13 protein-coding genes are annotated in these 22,146 nt (G+C 59.5%); 4 read left to right on the forward strand and 9 right to left on the reverse strand.

The window, feature by feature from the left end:
• Nucleotides 1–275 precede the first annotated feature (275 nt).
• The 3 genes from CA51_RS02685 to moaA all read left to right on the forward strand — a co-directional run bounded on the left by CA51_RS02685 (nt 276) and on the right by moaA (nt 6,171).
• Nucleotides 276–3,386, forward strand: coding sequence for a PSD1 and planctomycete cytochrome C domain-containing protein (locus CA51_RS02685; protein ID WP_231745960.1), 3,111 nt, complete (start codon nt 276–278; stop codon nt 3,384–3,386).
• A gap of 17 nt (nt 3,387–3,403) precedes the next feature.
• Complete coding sequence (locus tag CA51_RS02690; protein ID WP_145117574.1) at nt 3,404–4,798, forward strand: DUF1501 domain-containing protein; 1,395 nt, start codon at nt 3,404–3,406, stop codon at nt 4,796–4,798.
• Between the two features lie 335 nt (nt 4,799–5,133).
• Nucleotides 5,134–6,171: a GTP 3',8-cyclase MoaA gene (gene moaA / locus CA51_RS02695; protein ID WP_231745961.1), complete on the forward strand. Its 1,038-nt coding sequence runs from the start codon at nt 5,134–5,136 to the stop codon at nt 6,169–6,171.
• Between the two features lie 36 nt (nt 6,172–6,207).
• On the opposite strand, the gene CA51_RS02700 is transcribed toward moaA, so the two are convergent.
• The 3 genes from CA51_RS02700 to CA51_RS02710 form a co-directional block, all read right to left on the reverse strand.
• Nucleotides 6,208–7,035, reverse strand: coding sequence for a DUF4159 domain-containing protein (locus CA51_RS02700; protein WP_231745962.1), 828 nt, complete (start codon nt 7,033–7,035; stop codon nt 6,208–6,210).
• A complete protein-coding gene (locus CA51_RS02705) occupies nt 7,032–9,737 on the reverse strand; it encodes a peptidase MA family metallohydrolase (protein ID WP_231745963.1) in 2,706 nt (901 codons plus the stop codon). Before CA51_RS02705 ends, CA51_RS02700 begins: the two co-directional genes overlap by 4 nt.
• 73 nt (nt 9,738–9,810) lie before the next feature.
• Nucleotides 9,811–10,455, reverse strand: coding sequence for a glycine zipper domain-containing protein (locus CA51_RS02710; RefSeq protein ID WP_197451540.1), 645 nt, complete (start codon nt 10,453–10,455; stop codon nt 9,811–9,813).
• 389 nt (nt 10,456–10,844) lie between these two features.
• On the opposite strand from CA51_RS02710, the gene CA51_RS02715 reads away from it, so the two are divergent.
• Nucleotides 10,845–11,420, forward strand: coding sequence for a hypothetical protein (locus CA51_RS02715; protein ID WP_145117576.1), 576 nt, complete (start codon nt 10,845–10,847; stop codon nt 11,418–11,420).
• Here CA51_RS02715 and CA51_RS02720 read toward each other — a convergent pair.
• The 6 genes from CA51_RS02720 to CA51_RS02745 all read right to left on the reverse strand — a co-directional run bounded on the left by CA51_RS02720 (nt 11,387) and on the right by CA51_RS02745 (nt 22,083).
• Nucleotides 11,387–11,821, reverse strand: a complete 435-nt coding sequence (locus CA51_RS02720) for a VanZ family protein (protein WP_145117577.1) — start codon at nt 11,819–11,821, stop codon at nt 11,387–11,389. The genes CA51_RS02715 and CA51_RS02720 overlap by 34 nt on opposite strands.
• A 140-nt stretch (nt 11,822–11,961) precedes the next feature.
• On the reverse strand, nt 11,962–15,945 hold the full coding sequence (locus CA51_RS02725; RefSeq protein WP_145117578.1) for an FtsK/SpoIIIE domain-containing protein: 3,984 nt from the start codon (nt 15,943–15,945) through the stop codon (nt 11,962–11,964).
• Nucleotides 15,946–16,137: 192 nt separating this feature from the next.
• The gene (locus tag CA51_RS02730) at nt 16,138–16,389 is read right to left on the reverse strand and encodes a hypothetical protein (protein WP_145090050.1); all 252 of its coding nucleotides are present in this window, start codon (nt 16,387–16,389) and stop codon (nt 16,138–16,140) included.
• Between the two features lie 132 nt (nt 16,390–16,521).
• Nucleotides 16,522–17,880: a Gfo/Idh/MocA family protein gene (locus tag CA51_RS02735; protein ID WP_145117579.1), complete on the reverse strand. Its 1,359-nt coding sequence runs from the start codon at nt 17,878–17,880 to the stop codon at nt 16,522–16,524.
• An 896-nt stretch (nt 17,881–18,776) separates the two neighbouring features.
• Nucleotides 18,777–20,177 carry a neutral/alkaline non-lysosomal ceramidase N-terminal domain-containing protein gene (locus tag CA51_RS02740; RefSeq protein WP_145117580.1) on the reverse strand — a complete coding sequence of 467 codons (1,401 nt, stop codon included), beginning with the start codon at nt 20,175–20,177 and terminating at the stop codon, nt 18,777–18,779.
• A 247-nt stretch (nt 20,178–20,424) separates the two neighbouring features.
• Nucleotides 20,425–22,083: a tetratricopeptide repeat protein gene (locus tag CA51_RS02745; protein ID WP_197451541.1), complete on the reverse strand. Its 1,659-nt coding sequence runs from the start codon at nt 22,081–22,083 to the stop codon at nt 20,425–20,427.
• Between the last annotated feature and the right edge of the window lie 63 nt (nt 22,084–22,146).

Consider the following 22,146-nt stretch of genomic DNA (forward strand, 5'->3'; position numbering starts at 1 on the left):
CGCGCGGCGACGCGATTCGTCGTGCCGTTGGTGGCGAAGGGCTTGGGAACAGTTCAGTCGTTCGCTCGGTACCCGCCAGCGTATTTGCTTGAAACACCGATCCAGCACGGGTACCATTTGCCTACCCACTGGTTGTTTGGGAGTATCCAAACTGGCAGGTTCTGCATCAGCCAGCTAGTTGCCCGTCGATGCGTGCTAGGCAATCGGGGCTGCTTGGCACATGCAGCGTGTCGAGTCGATCGAACTCGCGATCCAAACACTGCTGAAGAACAAACATGATCCGTGCATTCACCAAAGTGATCGAGCAGGCTCGGCAGCGTCTCGCCATGCGGCAATGGGGGATCGCTGCGTTGACGACCTGCTTGTTGGGCGTCGCGTCGGTGAGTCGCGCAGAGAGCGATGAGGACTTCTTCGAAACACACGTCCGGCCGCTGCTGGTCCAGCATTGCATCGAATGCCACGGGACGAAAAAAGAGGAAGGCGGACTGCGACTCGATTCACGCGACGGCTGGATGCGAGGCGGTGATCGCGGGGCAGCGATCGTTGCGGGACAGCCTGATGACAGCCTGCTGATTCAGGCGGTGCGATGCACTGATCCCGATCTGGAAATGCCTCCCACGAAAAAGCTGACAGCGGAGGAGATCGCGGTTCTCGAAGCGTGGATAAAACGGGGCGCGTTTGATCCGCGACGTGAATCCGTTTCGCAAACGACAGTGAAAATGGACCTGCAGTCGGCTCGCAAGTTCTGGTCGTTTCAGCCACTGACAAATCCCGAGCCACCGCAAGACATGGCGGACAACTGGTCGCGAACTGAGATCGATGCGTTCGTCGTTGCTCGGATGAATGAAAACGGCTTGTCCCCCGTGGCCGACACCGATCGCCGGACCCTGATCCGCCGCGCGACGTTTGATCTAACTGGACTGCCACCGACACCAAGCGAGATCGACGCTTTCTTGAGCGATGAATCTCCCGGTGCGTTCGATACGCTTGTAAACCGGCTGCTTGAATCGCCAGCGTACGGGGAGCGTTGGGGACGCCACTGGCTCGACGTGGCTCGGTATGCCGATACCGCGGGGGATGGAGCCGACTATCCAGTCCGCGAGGCCGGTAAGTATCGCGATTGGGTGATCGACGCTTTTAACCATGACAAACCGTTTGATGAATTCATCCGCGAACAGATCGCTGGCGACATCCTCGCACATCACGGTCCGGCGGATGAATACGCCAGTCGTGTGATCGCAACGGGATTTCTCGCGATCGGTAAACGTTACGGATACAAGGCGTCGCCCGATTATCAGTATCTCGACTTCGCCGATGTGATCGATTCGCTGGGCCGTTCTCTCCTGGGGCTCTCGGTGGGTTGCGCACGCTGCCACGATCACAAATACGACCCCATATCCGCCGCAGATTATTATGCCCTTTACGGAATTATGGAAAGCACGAAATGGGCATTTCCTGGCGGCGAATCGCAGAAACGACCGGCTCACTTTCCGGCGCTCGTTCTTCCCGATGAAGTCGCGAAACGGGAGAAGGCGAAAGCGGAAACGCTAGCTCAACTGGACAGTCAAATCGCCGTGTTGAAAGGCAAGAGAGCGGAGTTCGATCCGAACGTCAGAGCCGGTGGCGTCGACCTTGGTTTCGAGGCCCAGAAGTCAGGCAAGTCCCTTGGCAAGCCCTGGGCCGGTGCGGGGCCGATCGAATTGACCGCGGATGCGCAAAGCCCCTTCGAACACATTCATCCCAAAGGGACGTTGGGTGTGCGTCTTGGAAGCGGTAAGGCGTCGGATGGTTTGCGATACGTTTTTGAAAGTGGCTTGCGGGCGACGCCTGGAAAGCAGATGCACTTCACCATCGATTTCCGGCCCGTCGAATCGTCGCAAGAAAGAGGGGCGTTTCGATTCTTCCTCGGTCGCGGTGTTGCCCAGTCGCTGGCCGTCGACTGCAGCGCAACATCGACGGAATTTGCGATCCGCAACGGCTCAAAGTGGGAGACGATTCGAAAGCTCACGCCGGGGACCTGGTACACGCTGCGACTAACGATCGACCCCGACACAAAGACCTTCTCCGGAACCGTTGGCACGCCGGATGACCTCACCGAATTCGATAACAAAGCGACAGGACCAAACTGGGACGGTATCCTCAATTGCTTCATCTGTGATGGCCACGGGCACGTTGAGGGAAGCGCATGTGCCCGAGATCTCGACAACCTCGGACTCCAGGAAACTGCATTCGCCGCCCCGGGAACCGGCCCCGTCGCCCCCGCGATTGTGGACAAGGCTTCACAAGAACAGTTGGCGAAGGTCGATGCGGAGCTCAAGACGCTGGCGGCTCGCCGATTGTCGGTTTCGACTGAGGTTGGTTACCCTGTGGCCTACGCAGTTTCCGAAGGCTCGCCGGTTAACACGCGGTTGCAGTTGCGAGGAGAGCCGCATCGGCTGGGGGACGAAATCCCGCGTCGAAACTTGGAACTGCTGGGGGCCGACGAGGTTGCTGACGGAACCGGCAGCGGGCGGCTCGACCTGGCGAACTGGATCACTCGGCCCACGAACCCGTTGACGGCCCGCGTCTTCGTGAATCGCGTCTGGCAGTGGCATTTCGGTCAAGGGATCGTAGCGACGCCCAGTGACTTCGGATCGCGCGGCGAGCCACCGACGCATCCGGAATTGCTCGACTGGCTGGCATCGGAGTTCATCGCGTCGGGCTGGTCGGTGAAGTCGCTGCATCGATTGATCATGAAGTCGCGGACGTATCAGTTGGCGAGCGTCGATGACGATGCGAGCCTCGCAGCGGACCCGGGCAATCGCTGGCACTGGCGTTACGCACGGCGGTCGCTGGATGCCGAATCGGTCCGCGACGCGATGCTGGCCGCCAGCGGCAAGCTGGACCGAAACGTTCCGCAATCGCACCCGTTTCCGCCGGTGAATACCTGGGCCTTCACCATCCATAGGCCGTTTCACGCCGTCTACGATTCGAATCATCGCAGCGTCTATTTGATGGTGCAGCGGAACCGACGCCATCCTTTCCTGGCTCTGTTTGATGCCGCCGATCCGAACCAGAGCGTCGCTCAGCGTCAACCGACAACAACGCCGACACAGGCACTGTTCCTCATGAATTCACCCTTCGTGCATCAGCAGGCAAGAGGCTTTGCACAGCGAATCATGGCGGTTTCGTCGGACGATCGCGATAGGGCGTTGTGGGCATTCGAAACGGCGCATGGCCGAATTCCAGAACAAGCCATCGTCGACGATGCCGTCGCTTTCGTAGCCTCCTATCAGCAAAAGCTCGCCGACAACGACGCCGATGCTGACAGCGACAATCAGCTTGCGGCATGGTCCGCGCTCGCGCGTGTTCTGTTGACGAGCAATGCGTTTCTCTATGTCGATTAGTAAATGGTCTTGAAGCAATGAATCGATTCCCCACAACGCGTCGCGAGTTCCTGAGCCGTGCGTCGGGCGGCTTTGCAGCCACCGCGCTGGCCGGTCTGTGCGGCGATCTTCAAGCCGCGTCGGACGATCCACTGGCACCGCGCAGCGGTCACCACGCTGCCAAAGCCGAGCGGGTGATCTTCCTCTATTCGACCGGCGGCACCTCGCACGTCGACTCTTTCAACCATCGGCCACAGTTGATCGCGGATCATGGGAAATCGATCACCGCCTCGCGGTGGCTCAACAAATCGGGCGATTTCAAACGGTTCTTGATCAAGCCGCGTTACGCATTCAAGCAATATGGCGAAAGTGGAACGTGGGTCAGCGACCTGTTCCCGCATCTCGGTTCGGTCATCGATGACGTTTGTGTGCTCAACGCGATGCACTGCGAAAGCGACGGTCATGACAAAGCGACTCTTGCGGCCCACACCGGGTCGGCACAATTCGCTCGACCGAGCGCAGGTTCCTGGGTCAGTTACGGCCTAGGAACGGTGAATCAGAACCTGCCATCGTTTATGGTGCTCGCCCCCGCGGCGCCGTATGCCGGCGCGCAAACATGGGCCAGCGATTTTCTGCCCGCCTGTCATCAGGGAACTCACGTAATCCCTGGCAGCGAACCGCTGCCCAATATCCGGCCGCAGGATACCGATGACGCTCTGCAGCAGATGGAACTTGCCCTCCGCCGTAATCTGAATCAAACGCATCTACAGCAACGGGCCGCCGATCAAGCGCTCGACGCTCGCATCCGTTCGTTCGAGACGGCGTTTGGCATGCAACGCGAAGCCCCCGAGGCGTTTGACCTTTCCGATGAGACCCAGGCGACGCTGGAGCTCTATGGAACAGAGCGTGACGCGACTGCGGGGTTCGGCTGGCAATGCCTTGTCGCTCGCCGGCTCGCCGAGCGAGGTGTACGGTTTCTGGAACTGATCGACGTCGGGTCAAACAGCAACTGGGACTCGCACGGCAACATGGGCGATCACCAGCGGCTTGCCAAAGCGATCGACAAACCGATTGCCGGCCTGCTGACCGACCTCAAACAACGAGGCATGTTGGAATCGACGCTTGTCGTTTGGACGACCGAATTCGGTCGCACTCCCTTCCACCAGAACGCAAACCATGCGGGACGCGAACACCACAATCTGTGCTTCTCGTCGTGGATGGCGGGAGGAGGCGTGAAGGGAGGCATCGTTCACGGGCATTCGGATGAATACGGCATTCGAACCGCCGAAGACGCCGTTCACACGCACGACCTGCACGCTACAATGTTGCACTTGTTAGGACTCGACCACGAGCGGTTGACGTATCGCCACGCCGGTCGCGACTACCGCCTGACCGACGTGCATGGCCGCGTGGTCCAAGAGATCCTCACGTAGCGGTGTCTGTTGATTTAATCGCATCCGAGCTTCTTGTATTAGCCGTTTAGGCGTTAGCCTCGGTTCAAGCACTACGGAGTCGGGCTAAGCAGGTTGTGTTGTGTTGTTTCGTTTAACCGCGAGCCCATCGGGCCGCGCGGCCCTCAAAAACGCGGGGCGATGCCCACGCGGTTAAACTGAAAAATCTTGCTCGGGTGTTTGGTTGGTGCTGGTGTTCTCTCTCGCGGTGGTCTGTGGGGTGGGTTGTGCGCGTGGGAATCAGCTAATATGGGAGGCCGATATGTGTGCTGTCTGTTCGACTGCCGGGCTCCTTTTATCTGGATTGCAAGAACGCTTTGACCTCCTTCGCTGACTCCGCTCCCTCTGTGCCGCGCGACGCTGCCGATCGTTTGATCGATCGGTTCGGACGCGCCCATCGTTCGCTGCGGATCAGCGTGATCGATCGCTGCAACATCCGCTGCTTCTATTGCATGCCCGAGCATGTCGACAACTTTCTGCCCCGAGCTGATCTGCTCTCGTTCGATGAGATCGTTCGCGTCGTCGGGCTCTTGGCTACGGCTGGCGTTTCTAAAATTCGGCTGACCGGCGGCGAACCGCTACTGCGACCGAACCTCGACGCGCTGATTGCCCGAATCGCGGCGGTCTCGGGAGTCGAAGAGATCGCCCTGACGACCAATGGGATCCTGTTGCCGTCGTTTGCTCAGTCGTTAAAGGCGGCCGGGCTGCAACGCTTAAACATCAGCCTCGATACGCTGAACGAAGCGACCTTTCAAAGGATCAGTCGACGCAGCGGAGTCGACCGCGTGATCGCTGGGATCGACCACGCGATCGATCTCGGGTTTGAACAGATTCGGCTGAACGCATTGGCGATTCGCGGACTGACCGAAACGGAGATCGTGCCACTTGTCGATTTCGCCCGCCGCCGAAATTTAACGCTACGGTTCATCGAATACATGCCGTTGGATGCCGATCGGGCGTGGCGCGATGGCGATGTTTTAACAGGCGACGCGATTCGCCAACGATTGGAGTCACAATACGGTCCGCTGCTGGAAACCGGCCGCGACGATCCCGCTCAACCGGCGATCGATTACCGATTCGCAGACGGCAGTGGCCGCGTCGGCTTTATCAATCCGGTCTCGAAGCCGTTTTGCATCGCCTGCGATCGGCTGCGGTTAACGGCTGACGGCGGCCTGCGGAACTGTCTGTTCTCCGATCGCAACTGGGATCTTCGATCGCTATTGCGGTCGGGCGCTAGCGACGCAGATCTAATCAACTTGATCACCGAAAGCGTCGCCGCCAAAGAGGCTGGCCATTTGATCTCGCGTCCCGGATTTCAGCAGCCCCAGCGGGCGATGTACCAGATCGGCGGATAACCAGCCGCGGATCATTGGTCTCGGCGGCGATGCGTTTTAGTGCGTCATCGCGTAGGTAACGATATTGATCCCCAGCGGGTAAGCGTATTTGACCGACATCTCTTCGAAATAGTCGGGGCTTTCGGCTTCGCGTTCCCAGCCGTCGCCGAGGTCGGTGTTGTGGCAGATGAAGACCATGATCCGCCCCGCGTCGTCGGTGATCGATCGATAGTTGGGCGTCCGCGTGTCGGGTCCGCGTTCCCAAGTTCGGCTGCCTCGGCCGCCCCAGGCACCGATCGATGGCACCTGCGGTTTGATCTTAAGCGGATAGACGCACTGAAAGATCTCGTGCGACAGCGGCACATCCTCGGGCTCGCGATCGGGAAAGACCCGCTTCATTTGGAAGTAGAGGTTCTGCCATTCCTCATCGCCCCAGAAGTCGTCGATCATTAGGAAGCCGCCGTTTTCCAGGTAGCGCCGCAGCGCGACGACCTCCGGCTGCGTGAACATCAACCGCCCCGGTTCGATGATGTAGATCCAGGGATAATCGAACAGCCGGGGATCGGTCAGTTCCAAGACGATCGGTTCGGGGTTTACGTTCAGCGAGGTCAGTTGATGCAGCCGCAGCGAAAAATTCAGATCGCTGTCGCGGTAGTCGGTATCCCAACCGCCGCCGCGGCCCCAACCCGCCGATTGGTATTTGATCCGTACGAAGGTAAACATGTCGTTCGGGAAATCGGCGTTTGTCTCCCAATCGGGAACATCGCCGCGGCCTGCGCTTTGCCAGTCGCGATTGCGATCGCGACGCCAACGTTGAGCTATCGCCAGCGACGTCACCGCGATCGCCAGCAACAGTCCAGCGATGATCATCGGTTTGCGATTCACGGGGCTTTCTCCTGTTGCGTGTCGACATCGGCCTGGGCGTCCGCTTCCGCGGGATCGTCGTTTGCCGCTGGTTCATCCGGTTCGGCGGGCGGATCGGGATCCGATCGCTTTTCGGCTTCGGCTTCCGATTCGGTTGGCTCGTCGTTTTTTGGTTCTTCTGCCGCGGGCGAAGGTTCGCTGGCAGGCGGCTGGTTCAGCTGTAACAGCAACCGATGGGCGTCGCGGAATCGGGGAGCTTGTTCCAAGGCGATCAGCAGCTGGCGGCGAGCGGACGACGTTTCGCCGACCTCCGCCATCGACTTGGCCAAGCGAAATCGCAGCCCCGCCGGATCGATAGGTTCCATTTCGGTTAGGGCCTGCAACGCGCGAACACTTCGCTGATAGGTCCCCGTCTGTTCCGCAGCACGAGCGATCTGCTCTTGCACTTCGGCGGTCAGCGGATTGACGGCGGCCAGTTGATCGGCGTAGCGAGCGACAGCTTCCCAGTCCTGCTGCTGTTCCGTTAGTTCGATCAACCGGCGATAACTGGCGACGGAATCGGACGACCGGTTGGCGATCGATGTCAGCACCTGCAGCTCCTGATCGGTCGCCTGTTGCTGGCGGTAGACTTCCGCTTCCAGCGACAGCAACGCGATCGGAACGTCGGGCTCTTCGAACAGGTCCCGCGTCTCAGCGATCGTGTCGAGCGCTTCGCTCCAGTTTTTCGCAGCCACCTGAGCCGCGGCTTCCTTTAACTGGACTTCAAATCGCGTCGGCGATGGCTCGTCGACCAAACCGGAAAACGGATCGTCGGGATCGAGCTCGGCAGCTTCCGGTGTCTCTCGTTCCCAGGCTTCCGGCTTGCCGTAATCGTTGGCCAATGTTTTAGCAAAGTCGGCAAACTGTTGGTCGATCACGTCGAGCGACCCGATCGATCGGGTGAGCGCATCGTTGATCGACAGCCCGATCGCTAGGTCCGACAAGATCTTCTTGAGCGTATCGAAGCCGTGCTGTTCGACGATGTAGCGGACCGCCAGCGACGATTCGTAGTAGGCAAACTGCAGATGCATCGCCGATTTGGGCTGCATAAACGCACTGCTCAGATCGCTCATCGGCGTGAAGGAGTCGCCGAGGATCATCTCGCGATAGGTCGGCGTCATCGACTGGCCCCAGCGCCCGTCGCGTTGTAATTCCTCGTAGACCGAGATCCCTTCGCTGAGCCATCGCGGCATCCGGTTCTTTGTTTTTTGCAGCGTGACCACGTGGCAGAACTCATGCCACAGCACCGCCTGCCAATTTGCCGGCGTCTGCGTTTGCGAAGCCGGACTGTTGGCGGTGATCAAGCGACCGAAACAGACGCCCAGGAAACCTGCACCGCCGGGGACGCCGAAGGTCCGGATGGCGAAGTCCTTCTGCTGTGGAAAGATCTCGATGATCGTCGGTTCATCCAATTCGACCGCGTACTTTTCGGTGAGCGTCTGCCGAGCCTGGGCCAGCAGATCGATCACGTCGTCGCCGTAGATCCTCGCCTCGCGGGCGTCCATCCGAATCTGAAACCCTTCGGCTTCGAGCGTCGTGAATTTTCGCAGCACGTCGTGCAGGTTGACCAAGTTGTGTGCGACGACGTTGTAGCCATCCTGTTGGAAAACCTCGTCGGCCATTTTCCAGCCCGCTTCGTCCTGGCCGATTCGCAACAGGTCTTGCGCCAGTTGAAACTTCGCCTCGACAAAGTCCGGCTTCTTCTTCAGCGAACGCTGCTGGTATTCGGCTCCTTCGGCAAACCGATAGTGCCGCGACAGCTTGTTGCCGATCAAATGATCGACCTCTGGATTCGATTCCCAGCGGCATAAGGCGGCTTTGCGAAGCAACCGTTCGGCTTCGAAGTGTCCTTGCAGATGAGCGATCACCGCATGGTAGGCCCAGGCTTGCGGTTGATAGGGATTGATTCGCAGGATCGTCTGCAGGATCTCTTCAGCCTGTTCAAACTGTTCCGCATCGATCGCATCATCGGCCAACGACAGCAGGCTGGGCAGATGGTTTGGGTTCAGCGAGAGGGCTCGGGCTCGCATCGCTTGAGCCCGCTGCGAATCGCTACTCTGCCAAGCTTCGAATTGCAGAAAGGCGATCTGCGGATCGTCCGGCTTCATCTTCGCCGCGCGATCGAGATCTTTGGCCGCCATCGCGTAATCGTGTTTGTCGAGCGCCAGTTCACCGCTGGCGACATAGGCATCGACAAAGTTTGCGTCGGTGTTGCGAACTCGATCGTAGAACAGTTCCAGCACCTTCTTGGCGTCTTCGCCGCGGTGCAGAAAGTAGCGACCGATCGCGATCAGGTTCTCTTTATCGCTGTATCGCCAGGGGGATCGGCGGACGATCTCGAGGATCGCTTCGAGTTCCCGTTCGCCGCGAACCGGATCGTTGTTGAAGCGATAGACATCGCCGCCCAGTTGTCGCAGCGGGATGCTGCTGGAATAGCGCTGCAGCGCGGCTTCGTAGGTCGCTCGAGCTTGAGGGTATTGCCCCAGCAGCAATTGGCACTGGATCAACAACCGCGGCCATCGCTCGTTCCAAACGCCGCGATCGACTTCTGCTTTGGCTGCTGCCAATGCTTGCCGGTACTCGCCTTGGCGGAACTGTTGTTCCGCGTCGCGGACATCGGCCGCCGCCAGCAGGCTGTTGCTGAACAGAACGACGACCAGCGATAGGTGGGAGATCCATTTCACGGCGTGCAGCAACCCATGGGAAGCGTGGTTTAGGAACGCTTCCAGGTTAGCAGCTTCGCAGCGGTCAATCTATCTAACGACCGACGGAGATCCCAAAACTGTAGCCCGATCGTCCGCGAGGCGCGCGGTGATAACTGCGTGGCGGGCCGTAATAGCGTGGGCGGTAGACGACCGGCGGAGGAGATACGTAGTGATACTCTTCGACAACCACGGGTGCGGGCGACCGCACGACAGGCGCCGGGGCCATGCTGGGCGAACCGACAGGAGCGTTCTGCATGGCGCTGATCACCGGTTCGGGGACACCTTGTTGGTGCATCCAAATGATGTCGTTGACTTCGGGACGCTTGATCACGCCATTCTGCTGGATGTGATTGATCACGACCTGGACGCCCAGACCGCTGCGGGTCATTTGAGCGACGTCGTAAGTCGAAACAGCACCCTGCATTCGCTGCTGGTATTGTTGCTGTGCGTAAGCTTCTTGGCGCGCGATATCGTTGTCTTTGGCTTTCCCGACGGTCGCTCCAGTGATCAGGCCAAGCGCACCGCCGATCAAAGCACCGGCTAGCGGTTCGTCGTTGTTTTCGCCGATTGCTGCACCGATTGCGGCCCCAGTGACGCCGCCGACAGCCGCGCCGGAAGTTTGATTGTATTGGGCGAAACTGCTCGTCACCGTGCTGATTACGATCAGCGTCGACAGGGTGATTCGTTGGATGGACATGGATTCAGGTACCTCTCGCATTGTTTCCTCGGCATATAGCCGATCGGGATGCTCGATGTCTATGGCGTCTGCCATGGAATATCGGCGTCGGGGAGGCGATGCGATCAGCCAATCGGCCGGCGGCGAAAGAATCTCCCGCGGCGGCTTAGTAAAACGAGAAATCGGGAAAGGCAAGCCAATCCGAAAATTTTGCCATTGCTAGCGTGTGGAACCATGACGTTCGTAACGATTGTGGGACACCACTGGCCAGGATTCTCTACCAACCGGGCTGATTTCCTGGCTTCATTTGTTGAGAGCTCGCGGTCAGTTGATAGATTTGTACCCAGTGAACGCCCCGCATGTCGCGAGCGCGTCGTCTCGTTTTCGCCTCGATCACCCCCGATCCAAACATGTCATATTCCAATCGACCCACGATGGACGAGGTCGACCAACTGATGCTGAACGCGCAACTGCGCGACGAGCTGGAACCGTACATCGATGAATCGGTCTCACGGATCGATGTTCGCCGCATGCCGCTGTCGCAGGAGAACGAGTTTCTCGCTTCGATGCTCGCTTGGGAACAAGCCCCTGCGATTCCGATCAGCCACTGGTTTGAGCCCGCATTGGCGCTCCCGCATCCCGACGAATTGGATCGCGACGAACTGCACGATTGTCTGTGGAACGCGATCGAACGCTTGCACAGCAAACGAATCATCTTGGAGTGCACCGATCATCTGACCGATCGCGAACTCTATAAGATCATCTTCCGCGATATCTTGCCCTGCCGCGAAAAGAAAGTCGATCTGCCTCGCAATTTCTTGCATTGGCGATGTTTCGACGATGGCGACAACGACACCTGGTTGCGGTTCTACGCCACGCCCAACGAACGCTGGCAATGGGAACAGGAAACGGGCCTCATCGCTCCGCTGGCAGAGAACCCGCCCTACCCTCGTCACATGCCAACGCGTCCGCCACAGGATGGTTGATGCAGCTTCGGTGCGGGGGGCGAGATTAGGCTCCTCAGCACGCTGTAGACAAATAGGCCGGTAAGCAGTCCCCCGCAATCGGCCAAAAAATCTAGCACGTCCGCACTCCGGCCACGCACCAACAACTGGGTCGATTCATCGAAGATCGCATACGCGACTCCAATCCCCAGTGCGACCCAAAGATGCCGCCGCGGATGACGCCGGCTCTTAGGAAGCGCCCAGGCCAGCAGGAAGGCCAGCCCCGTAAACGCAGCAAAGTGATAAGCTTTGTCGGCGTTGCTGAACGAGGGCAGACGGACGCTAGGAATGTGCGTTCCGGTGAAAATCACGCTCCAGTAGGCGACCAGAGTTAGGCTAGCAAGCCGCATTCCTAAGACGGTCGTCGTAATAATCTGTCGCATCGTTTACTAACCGGGTTCCATTGGCACGAGACGGTTTGCCTGAGATTTCTGCACGTTGTGAGACCGATCTTAGCCAAGCCCACGTTTGCAACGATAGTCCGATTGTAGGTCTTGTTGCTCGTAAGGAAATGCAGTTTCCGCTAATTTTTGCCGACCGTCTGACTCTCCAGCCAAGCTTGCATCGCCTCGGCGGGGGGCAGGTCAAAGACGCGGAACTTCTCCATCCGGCCGCTCGAATCGTCGTAAACCAGCATCGACGCGGGACTTAGCCGCCCCGCTTCGGGACTGTCGATCAGCTGAGACGAGTCGCTGATGCTCATCCGCCCCAGGATGTTGATTTCTAGATCGTGTTGCGTTTGCCGCGGCAACCATCGGCCAACCGTCTCGACACTGCCACAGCTGACGATTGCATGCACCGCCGCCGCCGATCCATCCTTTAATATGTTCTGCAACGCCGATCCGCCACTCTGCTTGGGGGCAGCGTCGAGCGAAAAGCTGAACGAGTTCTCCTCTTGCCGCAGATCGCGAAAGCGTTCCAGCGGATCGATCACCACCAGCACTGGCGACTCCTCTTCGGGAGCATCCATTTGATTTCGAGCAGCGACCAGTTCGGCAAGCTCCAGCAGTTTCGCTTCGGCATCGCGCGGCTTGATATGTTCCACCGGCACGCCGCTGGCGATCGCAAACTCCGCCGCCGAATGCGTGTCGTCGCCCGAGCGACGTCCATCGAGCATCACGACGCGCAGCTGTTTCCCTTGAGCCATCGCACCGCCGTAAAGCGACGCGATCGAGACGCCCAAGACATCGCGCGACAGGTCGGCATCGCCGCAGACCATCAACACGTTGCGTCCGGGCTGGGCGGGCAATCGCAATCCGACCGGCGGGCCGATCGCCACCGCTTCGCCCAACAGACCGCCGAAGCCATCGTGAACCGAAGCCGGTTTCTTTTCGTCCCCCGCCAGTGCCGCCTCTGCGATGGCAGCGGACCAACGGGCCGGGCGATTTCCTTCGAAGATCACTGTCGGGCCGTATTCGGTTTCCGCTTCGGGATAACGTTCGGCGAGACCGTTCAAGAGATCGCGGTGGCGATTGTGGTCCAACCATCCGACTTGGAACGGTTGGTTCCCTTCGACCAAGCCCCCGGCGTCGTTGTAGATCGCTTCCCCCGGCCGGCTCAACAAACGCGCGGCGTTGTTGTCTTCGGCCAGGATCACCAACGCGTCCGATTCGCTGCACTGCAGCGCCACGCGAACCGCCATCTGACCGAGCGTGTTGCGAGGCAGCGAATACGCACCGGCCAGCGACTGGCTGCTCAAGATGACGTGCATGCCAAACGATCGTCCCTGCCGGACCAAGCGATCCAACAGCATCGTGCAATCTTGAGCGATCCGGTCGTCGCGGATGAATAGCTCTTGGAACTCGTCGACGACAAGCATGATCCGCGGCATCGCTTGGCCCGATGTGCGGCGGTATTCGCCCACCTCTTGCACGCCGCTGGCTCGGAACAATTCACCGCGACGCTGCAGTTCGCGGTCCAGTCGTTCCAATACACTTTGGCCGAATTCCCGTTCGCTTTCGATCCCGATCACCCGAGCATGCGGCAGTTTCGCGTCGGCGTACAGTTTGAACTCGACCCCTTTTTTGAAGTCCAACAGATAGACATGCAGTTCGTCGGGGCTGTACTTCAGCGCCCCGGCGGTGATGATCGTGTGCAGCAGCGTACTTTTACCCGACCCGGTTTTACCGGCGACCAGCATGTGTTGGCGGACGCCTTCGCCCAATTGCATCCGCAACCGACGCCCTGCCCCTTGCTGGCCCAATGGAATGTCCAGCCCGTCGGACGCGTCGCCATCGTTGTACAGATCCGCTGGCATCACATCGTCGAACGGAATTTCGACGCGGCGGCCATCGATCGCTCCACGACCGATCTTCTCGACAAGTTCCGCCGCCATTCCGTTGGGAGGCGGTTGGATCGGCGAAAACGGCAGCTCGCCCAACAGCGGATCGGTGTGCCGAATCTGCCCCTGCGAATCAACTTGTAAGTGGAGCAGTCGGTCCATCGGCAACGCGGCAAAATCGTGAGGCCAGGCCGCTTCGGAATCGCGGACCAGGACGGTGATGATTCCGCAGCGGCGGCCGTTCTCTAGCAGCACGCGCAGGTTGGCGTAGCCGGCGGGAGTCAGCCCGTTGGGGATGCCGATCGCCGCGACGACCCGATACGGTTCGGCCATCGCACCGGCTTGGGCGTTGTATTGATCGATCGTTTCGTAGTTGTCGCGTAGATAGGTTTGCAGCACGTCTTCCATATGCTGCGTCAGTTCGGCCAAACGGGCTTCGATCTGATTCGGCTGGGTCCAGGCGCGGTGCCCGACCAGCGTGGGATCATGATCCGACAGCGCCATCAGCGAGGCAAAGGTCTGCCCGCGACCGATCGGATCCAACAGCGTCAGCTTCAATTCTCCCGGCGGCAACGCGGCCAACAGTCTCCACAGAACGGCCCGCACCAATTCGATCACCGCTTCGTTGCTGCCTCCAGGACAATCGATCAACAGCCCCGAATGTTCGGCCGCGGTCAACGCGACGGGCAAACGATTTGGCATCGGTTCGGGCAACGTGTCGGCGATCGAGAGCCCATGGCGGACGTAGTCCTTGCCCGCGATGGCGGCCGATCCGTTGTGGGCTGCGCCCGCCGGATCGTGTTCGCTTTTCGAAGCCGCAATCTCGACCGATCGCCGCAAATAATCGGCGACATCGAGATAGCCGACCGGTGCGAGGGAGAGCGAAGAAACCGTTCCCAGGTTTCCGGCGACGACAGATTCCCAATCGGGATGTTGCTGCTGCATCTGGGCGTTGGCGGTGTCGATGTGGCCGAGTCCACGGCGGAGTCCGTCGCGCAGCCGCTGAGCGACCGACTGGTCCTCCGCCTCTTGAGCGGCGGCCAGTTGTTCACGCTTGGCCAGGCGCTGCGTGTTGGCGTCGGCGAGCCGTTGTTTGTGAGCTCGGCTGAGATCGGAGAACTCGCTGCCGTGGCTGTTTTCGACCCCGGCAAACGAATCGTGATAGTTGTTTTCCAACGCGGAGATCCGCTCGCGCAACGTCGACTCGCGCTGCTCCCGTTCCTGCTTTAGCTTCGCTTCCAATGCATCGGTCTGCTGCCGCTTCGTCTCGTCTGCCTGACGCAGGGCTTGCTGGTGTTGGTCTTTGATTTGTTGGGCGAGCGTTTGGGCCGCTTTCGTTGCACACTCCTGGCCATCTTTGACGACGGCGACCGCATCGACGGCGGACTGTTCGATGCCTGGATACCATTGCCGCGTGATCCGTTTTAGCCGCGGAGTGAAGATCGCAAAACAGAGGATCCCTACGACGATCGGCACGCCAAGCCCGGCGGCCAACCACAGCGCCGGCGGTTGGGCTCCCATGAACAACACGCCCAACGACCAGACGATCAGCGACAACAGCATCACGATCGCGGGATAAACCGATTCGAGAAACCGAACCGAAAAGTCATCACCCAGCTGCGCCAGGTTCTCGTCGCAGTCGGCGGTCAATCGATCCAGCGTTTCGATCGCCTGATCGACCGAAGCCGGCGGTTGGTACGATTCGGAGGTCGCTGGCGGATCGCTCAATTGATGCAGCCGTTTCATCGCGATCTCGCGGCCTGTTTCCAGCCGCTGGTGGATCTCGTTCCAGGCGGCGGTCAAACGATTCGTGTCGCGCGTCTTCTGTTGCGCTGGCAGTCCCTTTTTCGATTCGAAGACCTGCGTCGCCTGCTGTTTCGATGCGTCCCACCGCTGACCAATCTCTTGAATCCCCTGGCGATGCCGGCGTTTGAATTCGACCTGCATCCGATTCAATTCGCTGCGTGCCTCGAGCACATCCCGCTCGTACGCCGACGTAACCATCTCATCGGCCTGGTCCCACCGCTTCAGCGACTCCCGCAGCACCGCCTCGGATTCCGCTTGCAGCTGCTGTTTTTCCTGCTGCTGCTGTTGCAGCAACGCCGCTAAACGCTCGGCGTGCTGCGTCCCCAAGCGTTCCCATTGCTCGACTCCCTTGGCGCAACGATCGGCCAAACCGCGCAGCAGCAGTCCTTGACGCTTGGGGGTAAACAATCCTGTTGTCATCGATCGGTGCTCTTTGAGATAGCAAAACAGCGGGCGCAGCGTGGAGCCCGCTGTTAAAGTTTACGCTCTACATCAGTGTACCGGTTTGCACCGACGCTAGCCAAACAGAGCGATCGCGTGTTTGTGTTCAGCCAAACCGGACGCTATCGCGCGGCGGCTGATACCGGCTGTTGAAACACTGCGTTGCCCCGGTTAGACGAAAAAATCGTTTTCCGATTCTTCGTCGCGTAATTCTTGAGAGACCCGGGCGGCGAAGTCGCGAAATTCAGCGATCGCTGCGGACGTTTGGCTCATCACACCTGGCAGCGGTTGCAGGTCTTCCTGTTCGAACTGCCGGCACTTCGCATCGCGCCATTGGTCTTTCGTCTGTTGCCAGACTTCGACAAACGACGTCCAGTCCTTTCGCATCCGAGAATCGATATCGTTGAGAAAGGCAGGATTCATGGCGACGAGGACCCGATCGAATCGATTTTGATTAGAAAAGTATCGCTGGCATTTTTTCAGGCGGCCAGCGAAGCCGCCGTCCGGAGAGCGAAACTCTCCGGACCTATATGTACCCGGGATGTCAGCGAACGCTTAACCCAACGACCAGCCTTCGCGCGGGTTCATCCGTCGCAGGAACCGCTCGCCATCCATGTTGGTGATCTTCATCGCTTCGCTGTCCCACAGGATCTTTTGTCCGGCGCGGAAGGCGACGTTCCCCAAGTGATTCGCTTCGGTCAACGGCCCAGCGTAACTGAACGGGCTGCCGGTCTCGCCCTCACCCTTGCAGGCGTTGATCCATTCTTGATGGTGCCCAGGCGAGTCGGCGATAAATGGTTCGGGACGTTTGAAGTCGGCAAAGTCGGCTTCGGGCAACAGCACATGTTTGCTGTAATCCGACAGCAGCATCCCCTTGTCGCCGATGAACAGCGTGCCGCTGCCCCACTGAGGAATCCCCTTGTCTTTCCAGATCTGCGGCTTGTGCGATCCCTGGTACCAGAAGTGTTTGGCCGCCGGCAGATCGCCGCGGGCTCCGTATTCGTAAACCGCCGACATCGACGCCGGTGCGATCTCCGGATGCGGTTCGTCGCCGAACGCTTCGATCGACGTCGGGGCATCGAACTTCATCGCCCAGTAGGCCAGGTCGTTCCAGTGGCTGCCCAGGTCGCTCATCGTCCCGTTGCCAAAATCCCACCAGCGATACCATTTAGGACCGGGGAAATAGACCTCGTGGAAGGGACGATATTGAGCTGGCCCCAGCCACAGGTCCCAGTTCAGATATTCGGGCGGAGTCATCCCTTCGGTAGGCATTTCCTGCACCGAAACGATGTCGCGATTCGCTTTTGCATCTTCGGGGCTTTGCAGTCCCCAAGCGCGGCCGACCCAGGTGTGGACTTCGCCGACGTTGCCAATTGCACCACTTTGGACCAATTCGACCACGCGGCGATAGTTCGACGTGGCGTGGATCTGCGTTCCCATCTGAGTGACCACGCCCGCATCGGCTGCGGCTTTGGTGATCGCTCGCGATTCGTAGACATTGTGAGTCAGCGGCTTTTCACAATAGACGTGTTTGCCCAATCGCAGCGCCGGCATCGTCGCATACGCGTGAGTGTGCTCGCTGGTCGAAATGACAACCGCATCGATATCGTTGGCATCGTCGTACAGCTTGCGGAAATCTTCAAAGGTCCGCGCCTTGGGATGTTGCGAAGCCGCCTTTTCCAGGTTGCGGCGATTGACGTCGCACAGCGCCACCACGTTCACCGAAGGATCTTTGGCGACCGAATTCAAGTTCCCGCCGCCGCGCCCACCAACCCCGATAAAGGCGATGTTCATTCGATCGTTGGCAGCGGCTCGCAGCTTGATCGGCGAACTGGCGGCGATCGCTGTAACCGCAGCTGCCTGAGTTAAGAATCGACGGCGCGATGGATTGGATTGCGAGGCGGGGAGATGCATATTGGGGATTCCAAGGAGAGGCGGGAGTTGGGGGAAACCGAAGTGAGAGAACCGCCATTGTCGCCCAGGGGGAACCGGATTTCCAGTAGCAACCCAAGATCACCGCCGGTTTTCAAAACACGATCCCGCATCCACCAGTCGCGATTGTCGCAGTCGCCAGCCGCGCGAGCACGCCGACGAACAGTCCCCGGCCAAGCCAATCGGTTTGCCCGATGCCGCGACGGTCACCTTGGATCCAAGCCGCGGACGCGGCTTCGCTCTCGTGTGGACGGCCGGGCCTGTTACCCAGGCCGGCGCTACGCTCGCGGGGCTCGCTGCGCTTGACCTGGGCTATGCAATGGATCGGAGCTTCGCCCCTCAGGCAGGTGGAAGCGATGGAGCTGTCGCTTCGCCAAATCCAGAATCACGCCGTGGGTTCACAGGCACAAGGTTCGCAGGCCACGGTTCACAGGCACAAGGTTCACAGGCCGGAGGCCGACACAGGAACTGCCGGCGGCGTAAGTCGCCGGAAGCCAAGGCGAACATTGAAGATGCAAGGCCGGAGGCCGACACAAGGTTCGACACCGTCGGTAGTCGGTAGCGCATAGGATCCAAGCCGCGGAGCCGGCGATCGCATAAAGCCTGTGACGCGAGCCACAGGATCGCAATCCGCAATCAATGATCAAAGCCCCGGGTAGGGGCGACAGCAGGGATCTGTCGCCCCTAGCCGGGGCTCGCGTGGATTCGTCTTCACCCCGGACCTGCGGTTTGCGCCGCAGGCTTTATGCGGCCGCCGCCTCCGCGGCTTCGCTCTGGGGTGGACGGCCGGTGGTGTTGCCCAGGTCGGCGGTTTGCTCGCGGGGCTCGCTGCGCTTGGCCTGGGCTATGCAAATGTCGGACCTGCGGCCCTTTGCCTTTTATTTGCTCGACGTTTCAGCGGGCTGCGGTTTGGGGGTCGCCCATTGCTTGGCGACTTCACCGGCGATCAGGTTCTCGATCTTTTCCGACCACAGGCCGGGGATGCCGTAGTAGACGTTCGATCCGCCCCCTTCGTAGCCCCCTTCGTTGAGGACGCGGCGCGAGGGGATGTAGGCCATTACGTCGTTGCTGTATCCGGCGACCCAGATCATCGTCGGGCTATCCTCCGGCGTGCCGGCGGCTGTCGATTTCAGTCGCAGCGCGTAATCGACGACGACTTCGCCGCCGAGGAAGACCATCCGAATGTCGTTGCCAATTTTCCAGCTCGCGACGGGATAGGGATAGGTTTCGTCGAGCGCTTTCGCGTCGCCCAGTCGACCCAAAATGTATTCCGCTCGGCCGCGTTCAAACTTGTTTTTTGTTGTCTCACGCGTTTGGATCACTTCTTCAACCGTCGGCACACCGACCAGAGGAAGGTCGAGTTCGGTGTAGCTGGTTTGCAGCGAGGATTCGACTGGGTGGACAAATCCTTCGACGACTTCGGCAACCGCTGTTCCCAATCGCTTGCCGTACTGTTGAGCCAATTCGATCGTACGCCGTGGCAAGGGATTTTGGTCGGCACCGCAGCCCGCCCAGAACATCGCGATCGCTTCGGGGTAACGCTCTTCGACTTCGATCTGAGCGTAGCCGGGATAGTCGCCCGACCATTGATAGATTCCCAGCACGGTGGCGTGACAAGCGTAACCGAAGACGACCGTGCGTAGCTTTTGATCGGCGTCGCGGACCAACAGGACAGGGACGTCGTGGTCGGAGGGTCCGTTCAGTTTTCCCTGGACTCGCAGGGTGGGGACATCGTTCTGAACGTTGTCGCGTCGGTTGACGGCGACGCTGCAGCGGCCGTTGCCCCAGGTGAGCCAGCTGGGCTGGAGCGATTCAAAAGAGGAGTCGACGATCGATACGATCTTCTCGATCAACTGTTGCTCGTAATCGTCCAGTTGCTGCTTCTGCTCTTCCGGCACCTGCACGTAATGCAGTGGTCCCAGGTTCGCACCGACAGCCGGCCCGGTATGCGTGTGAGAGCAGTTGATTGCGATTTGGTCGCGCGACAGATTGTGTTTCTTGCCGATCTGCTCGCAGATTTTTGTCGTGGTATCGCGATGGATGCCGACAAGATCCAGAGTGATCAGGACGGCGGTGTGCCCGGACGCGTCTTGCAGCACCAGCGACTTGGCCCACAGATCAGTCAACTTGCCTTCGGCTGGATGGTCGCGTCCGCCGTAGCCTGCCATCCAGATCGGTTCATCGGGAGTGATCACGATCCGTGCCGAACCAGCTTGCCAGGGCTGAGCCGATGCGGTGAGTGGCAGTAGCGCAAAGATGAAACAAGTGAGCCATTTCATGATGTGGGACCTTTGTGTTTAAGGTAGTGTCGCGTACGGAAATCTGCGACGGCGGGAAAGGAAGGCAGTGCCGCGGGGCGCATTCTGCCGGGAGGTGGGACGGTGAACCGGATGAGATCACCGTGTTTTGGGAGCGGATTCCGCGTCGCCGCGGAATCGCTTCGAGGCACGGCCCGTTGAGGCCAATGCGAGATTAGATGTTGTTTGGGGGTGTCGCGATCCCATCGAGGCGATGGGATCCTTAGGATCAGGTGTCGATGATATCTTCAGCCGAGAAGATCGGCGCTTTGTTCTCTTCGACGTTCTGTTCCTCTCGCCACGGCTTCTTGTTTTTGTAGCTGTCGAGTTCCTCTTGCAGCTGCTTCAGCTGTTCGTGGCCGTCCTCTTTGCCCAGGTCGACAGCTTTCTCGGACCACTCCAACGCTTTGTCGAAGTCGCCCGTTTCGGCGTATGCTGCGGCGAGCGTGCTGAGGATATGAGCCTGTTTGTATTCGGTCAGCTTGGCCGCTTGTTCGGCCATTTCGAGCGAACGAGCGCCGTCGCGGACTCCGTCTTGAGGGCTGGTCGCCATCACCCAAGCCAAGTTGTTGAGGATCCCTGCTTTGCTGTCGTCGATCTCGATTTCGGCTTTCAGAGCCGCTTCGTAGTCGGCGATCGCTTCTTTATGTTCGCCAACGCTCAGCCGCGTGTCGGCTCGGATTCGCAGAGCCCGCCAATTGCCTGGTTCGCGGCGAATCACATCGGTCGTGACATCGATCGCTTTCCGCGGACGGTTGTCCATTTGGTAGAACGAAGCCAATTGGATCGCCCAGGTGGCGTTTTCGGGGAAGCTGCGGACCAACAGTTTCATGTCGTTGATCGCATCGGGCAGCCGTCCCTCTTCAGCCGACAGGTAGGCTCGCAGCAGAACGCCCTGCACGCTGCCGGGATTCAATTCCATCGCTTTGTCCAAGTCGCGACGAGCTGCGGCGGTGTCGTCGCGGCTGAGATAGATCTCGGCGCGGGCGAACAGCGATGCCGGGTCGCGAGGCTGCAGTTCGATCGCTTTGTTGAGGTCGGCGATCGCTTCGTCCAGTTTGTCCTCGTTGCGATAGATCGCCGCTCGCAACTGATACAGCGACGCATCGGGTTTGGCTTTCAGGCCATCGTCGAGGATCTTCTTGGCTTCGTCCAAACGCTTCAGTTCGGCGAGCGCTTTGACAGCTGTCGCGGTGACGCGGGTGTTGGTCGGATCGACTTTCAGGACGTGTTGCAGGTCGGCGACCGCTTCGTCGAACTTCTGTTGTTGGAAATAGAACTGCGATCGAGCTTGATAGGCTTCGATGTTCTCGCTGTTCGTTTCGATCGCTTTATTAATGTCGGCCAGCCGCGCTTCGATGTCGGTTTGCATCAGCGCTCGCAGCATGTAGGCTTCGCTTTGCGCATGGGGATCTTCTTGTAAAGACTCCACGGCTGCGGCGGCCGCTTTCAAGGCTCGCGTGCGATCGCCACCGGGCAATGCGTTCAAGCGTGCGATCAGCGTCTGCGCTTCCGCTAGCGAAGGATCGTTGTCGACAGCGGTCTCGAGGTGCTTGAGCGCTTCGCCACGCAGTTGAGCCAGATTGCCGGCTTGCGGTTGACGGAACATCTGTTGAGCGATCGCCTTGCCTCGCTCGAGCGCCACGCCAGCTAGCATCTGCTTGGCAAAGCCTTCGTTCTCTTTGTCCAATCCCTTGGCGAGAGCCGACTGCAACAGATCGCCGATCTTATTTAAGTCGTCCAGCGTCTTGGCGTCCAACCGCATGACCATCGCTTCGTCCAAATCGGGCTGCCCCTCGCCGTCGGCAAAGGCCAGCGGGGCGGTTCCCCCAAGAATCGATAGCACTGCGAGCAGCAGCGGAACGCGAATAGCGTGGTGGAACAACATAGATCCCTCTCCGTGTGGATTGTGTTTCATCGGTGTTTGGTTCGAATGGATCGCGATGCGAGA

The sequence above is a fragment of the Rosistilla oblonga genome, from assembly GCF_007751715.1.
GTDB lineage: Bacteria > Planctomycetota > Planctomycetia > Pirellulales > Pirellulaceae > Rosistilla > Rosistilla oblonga.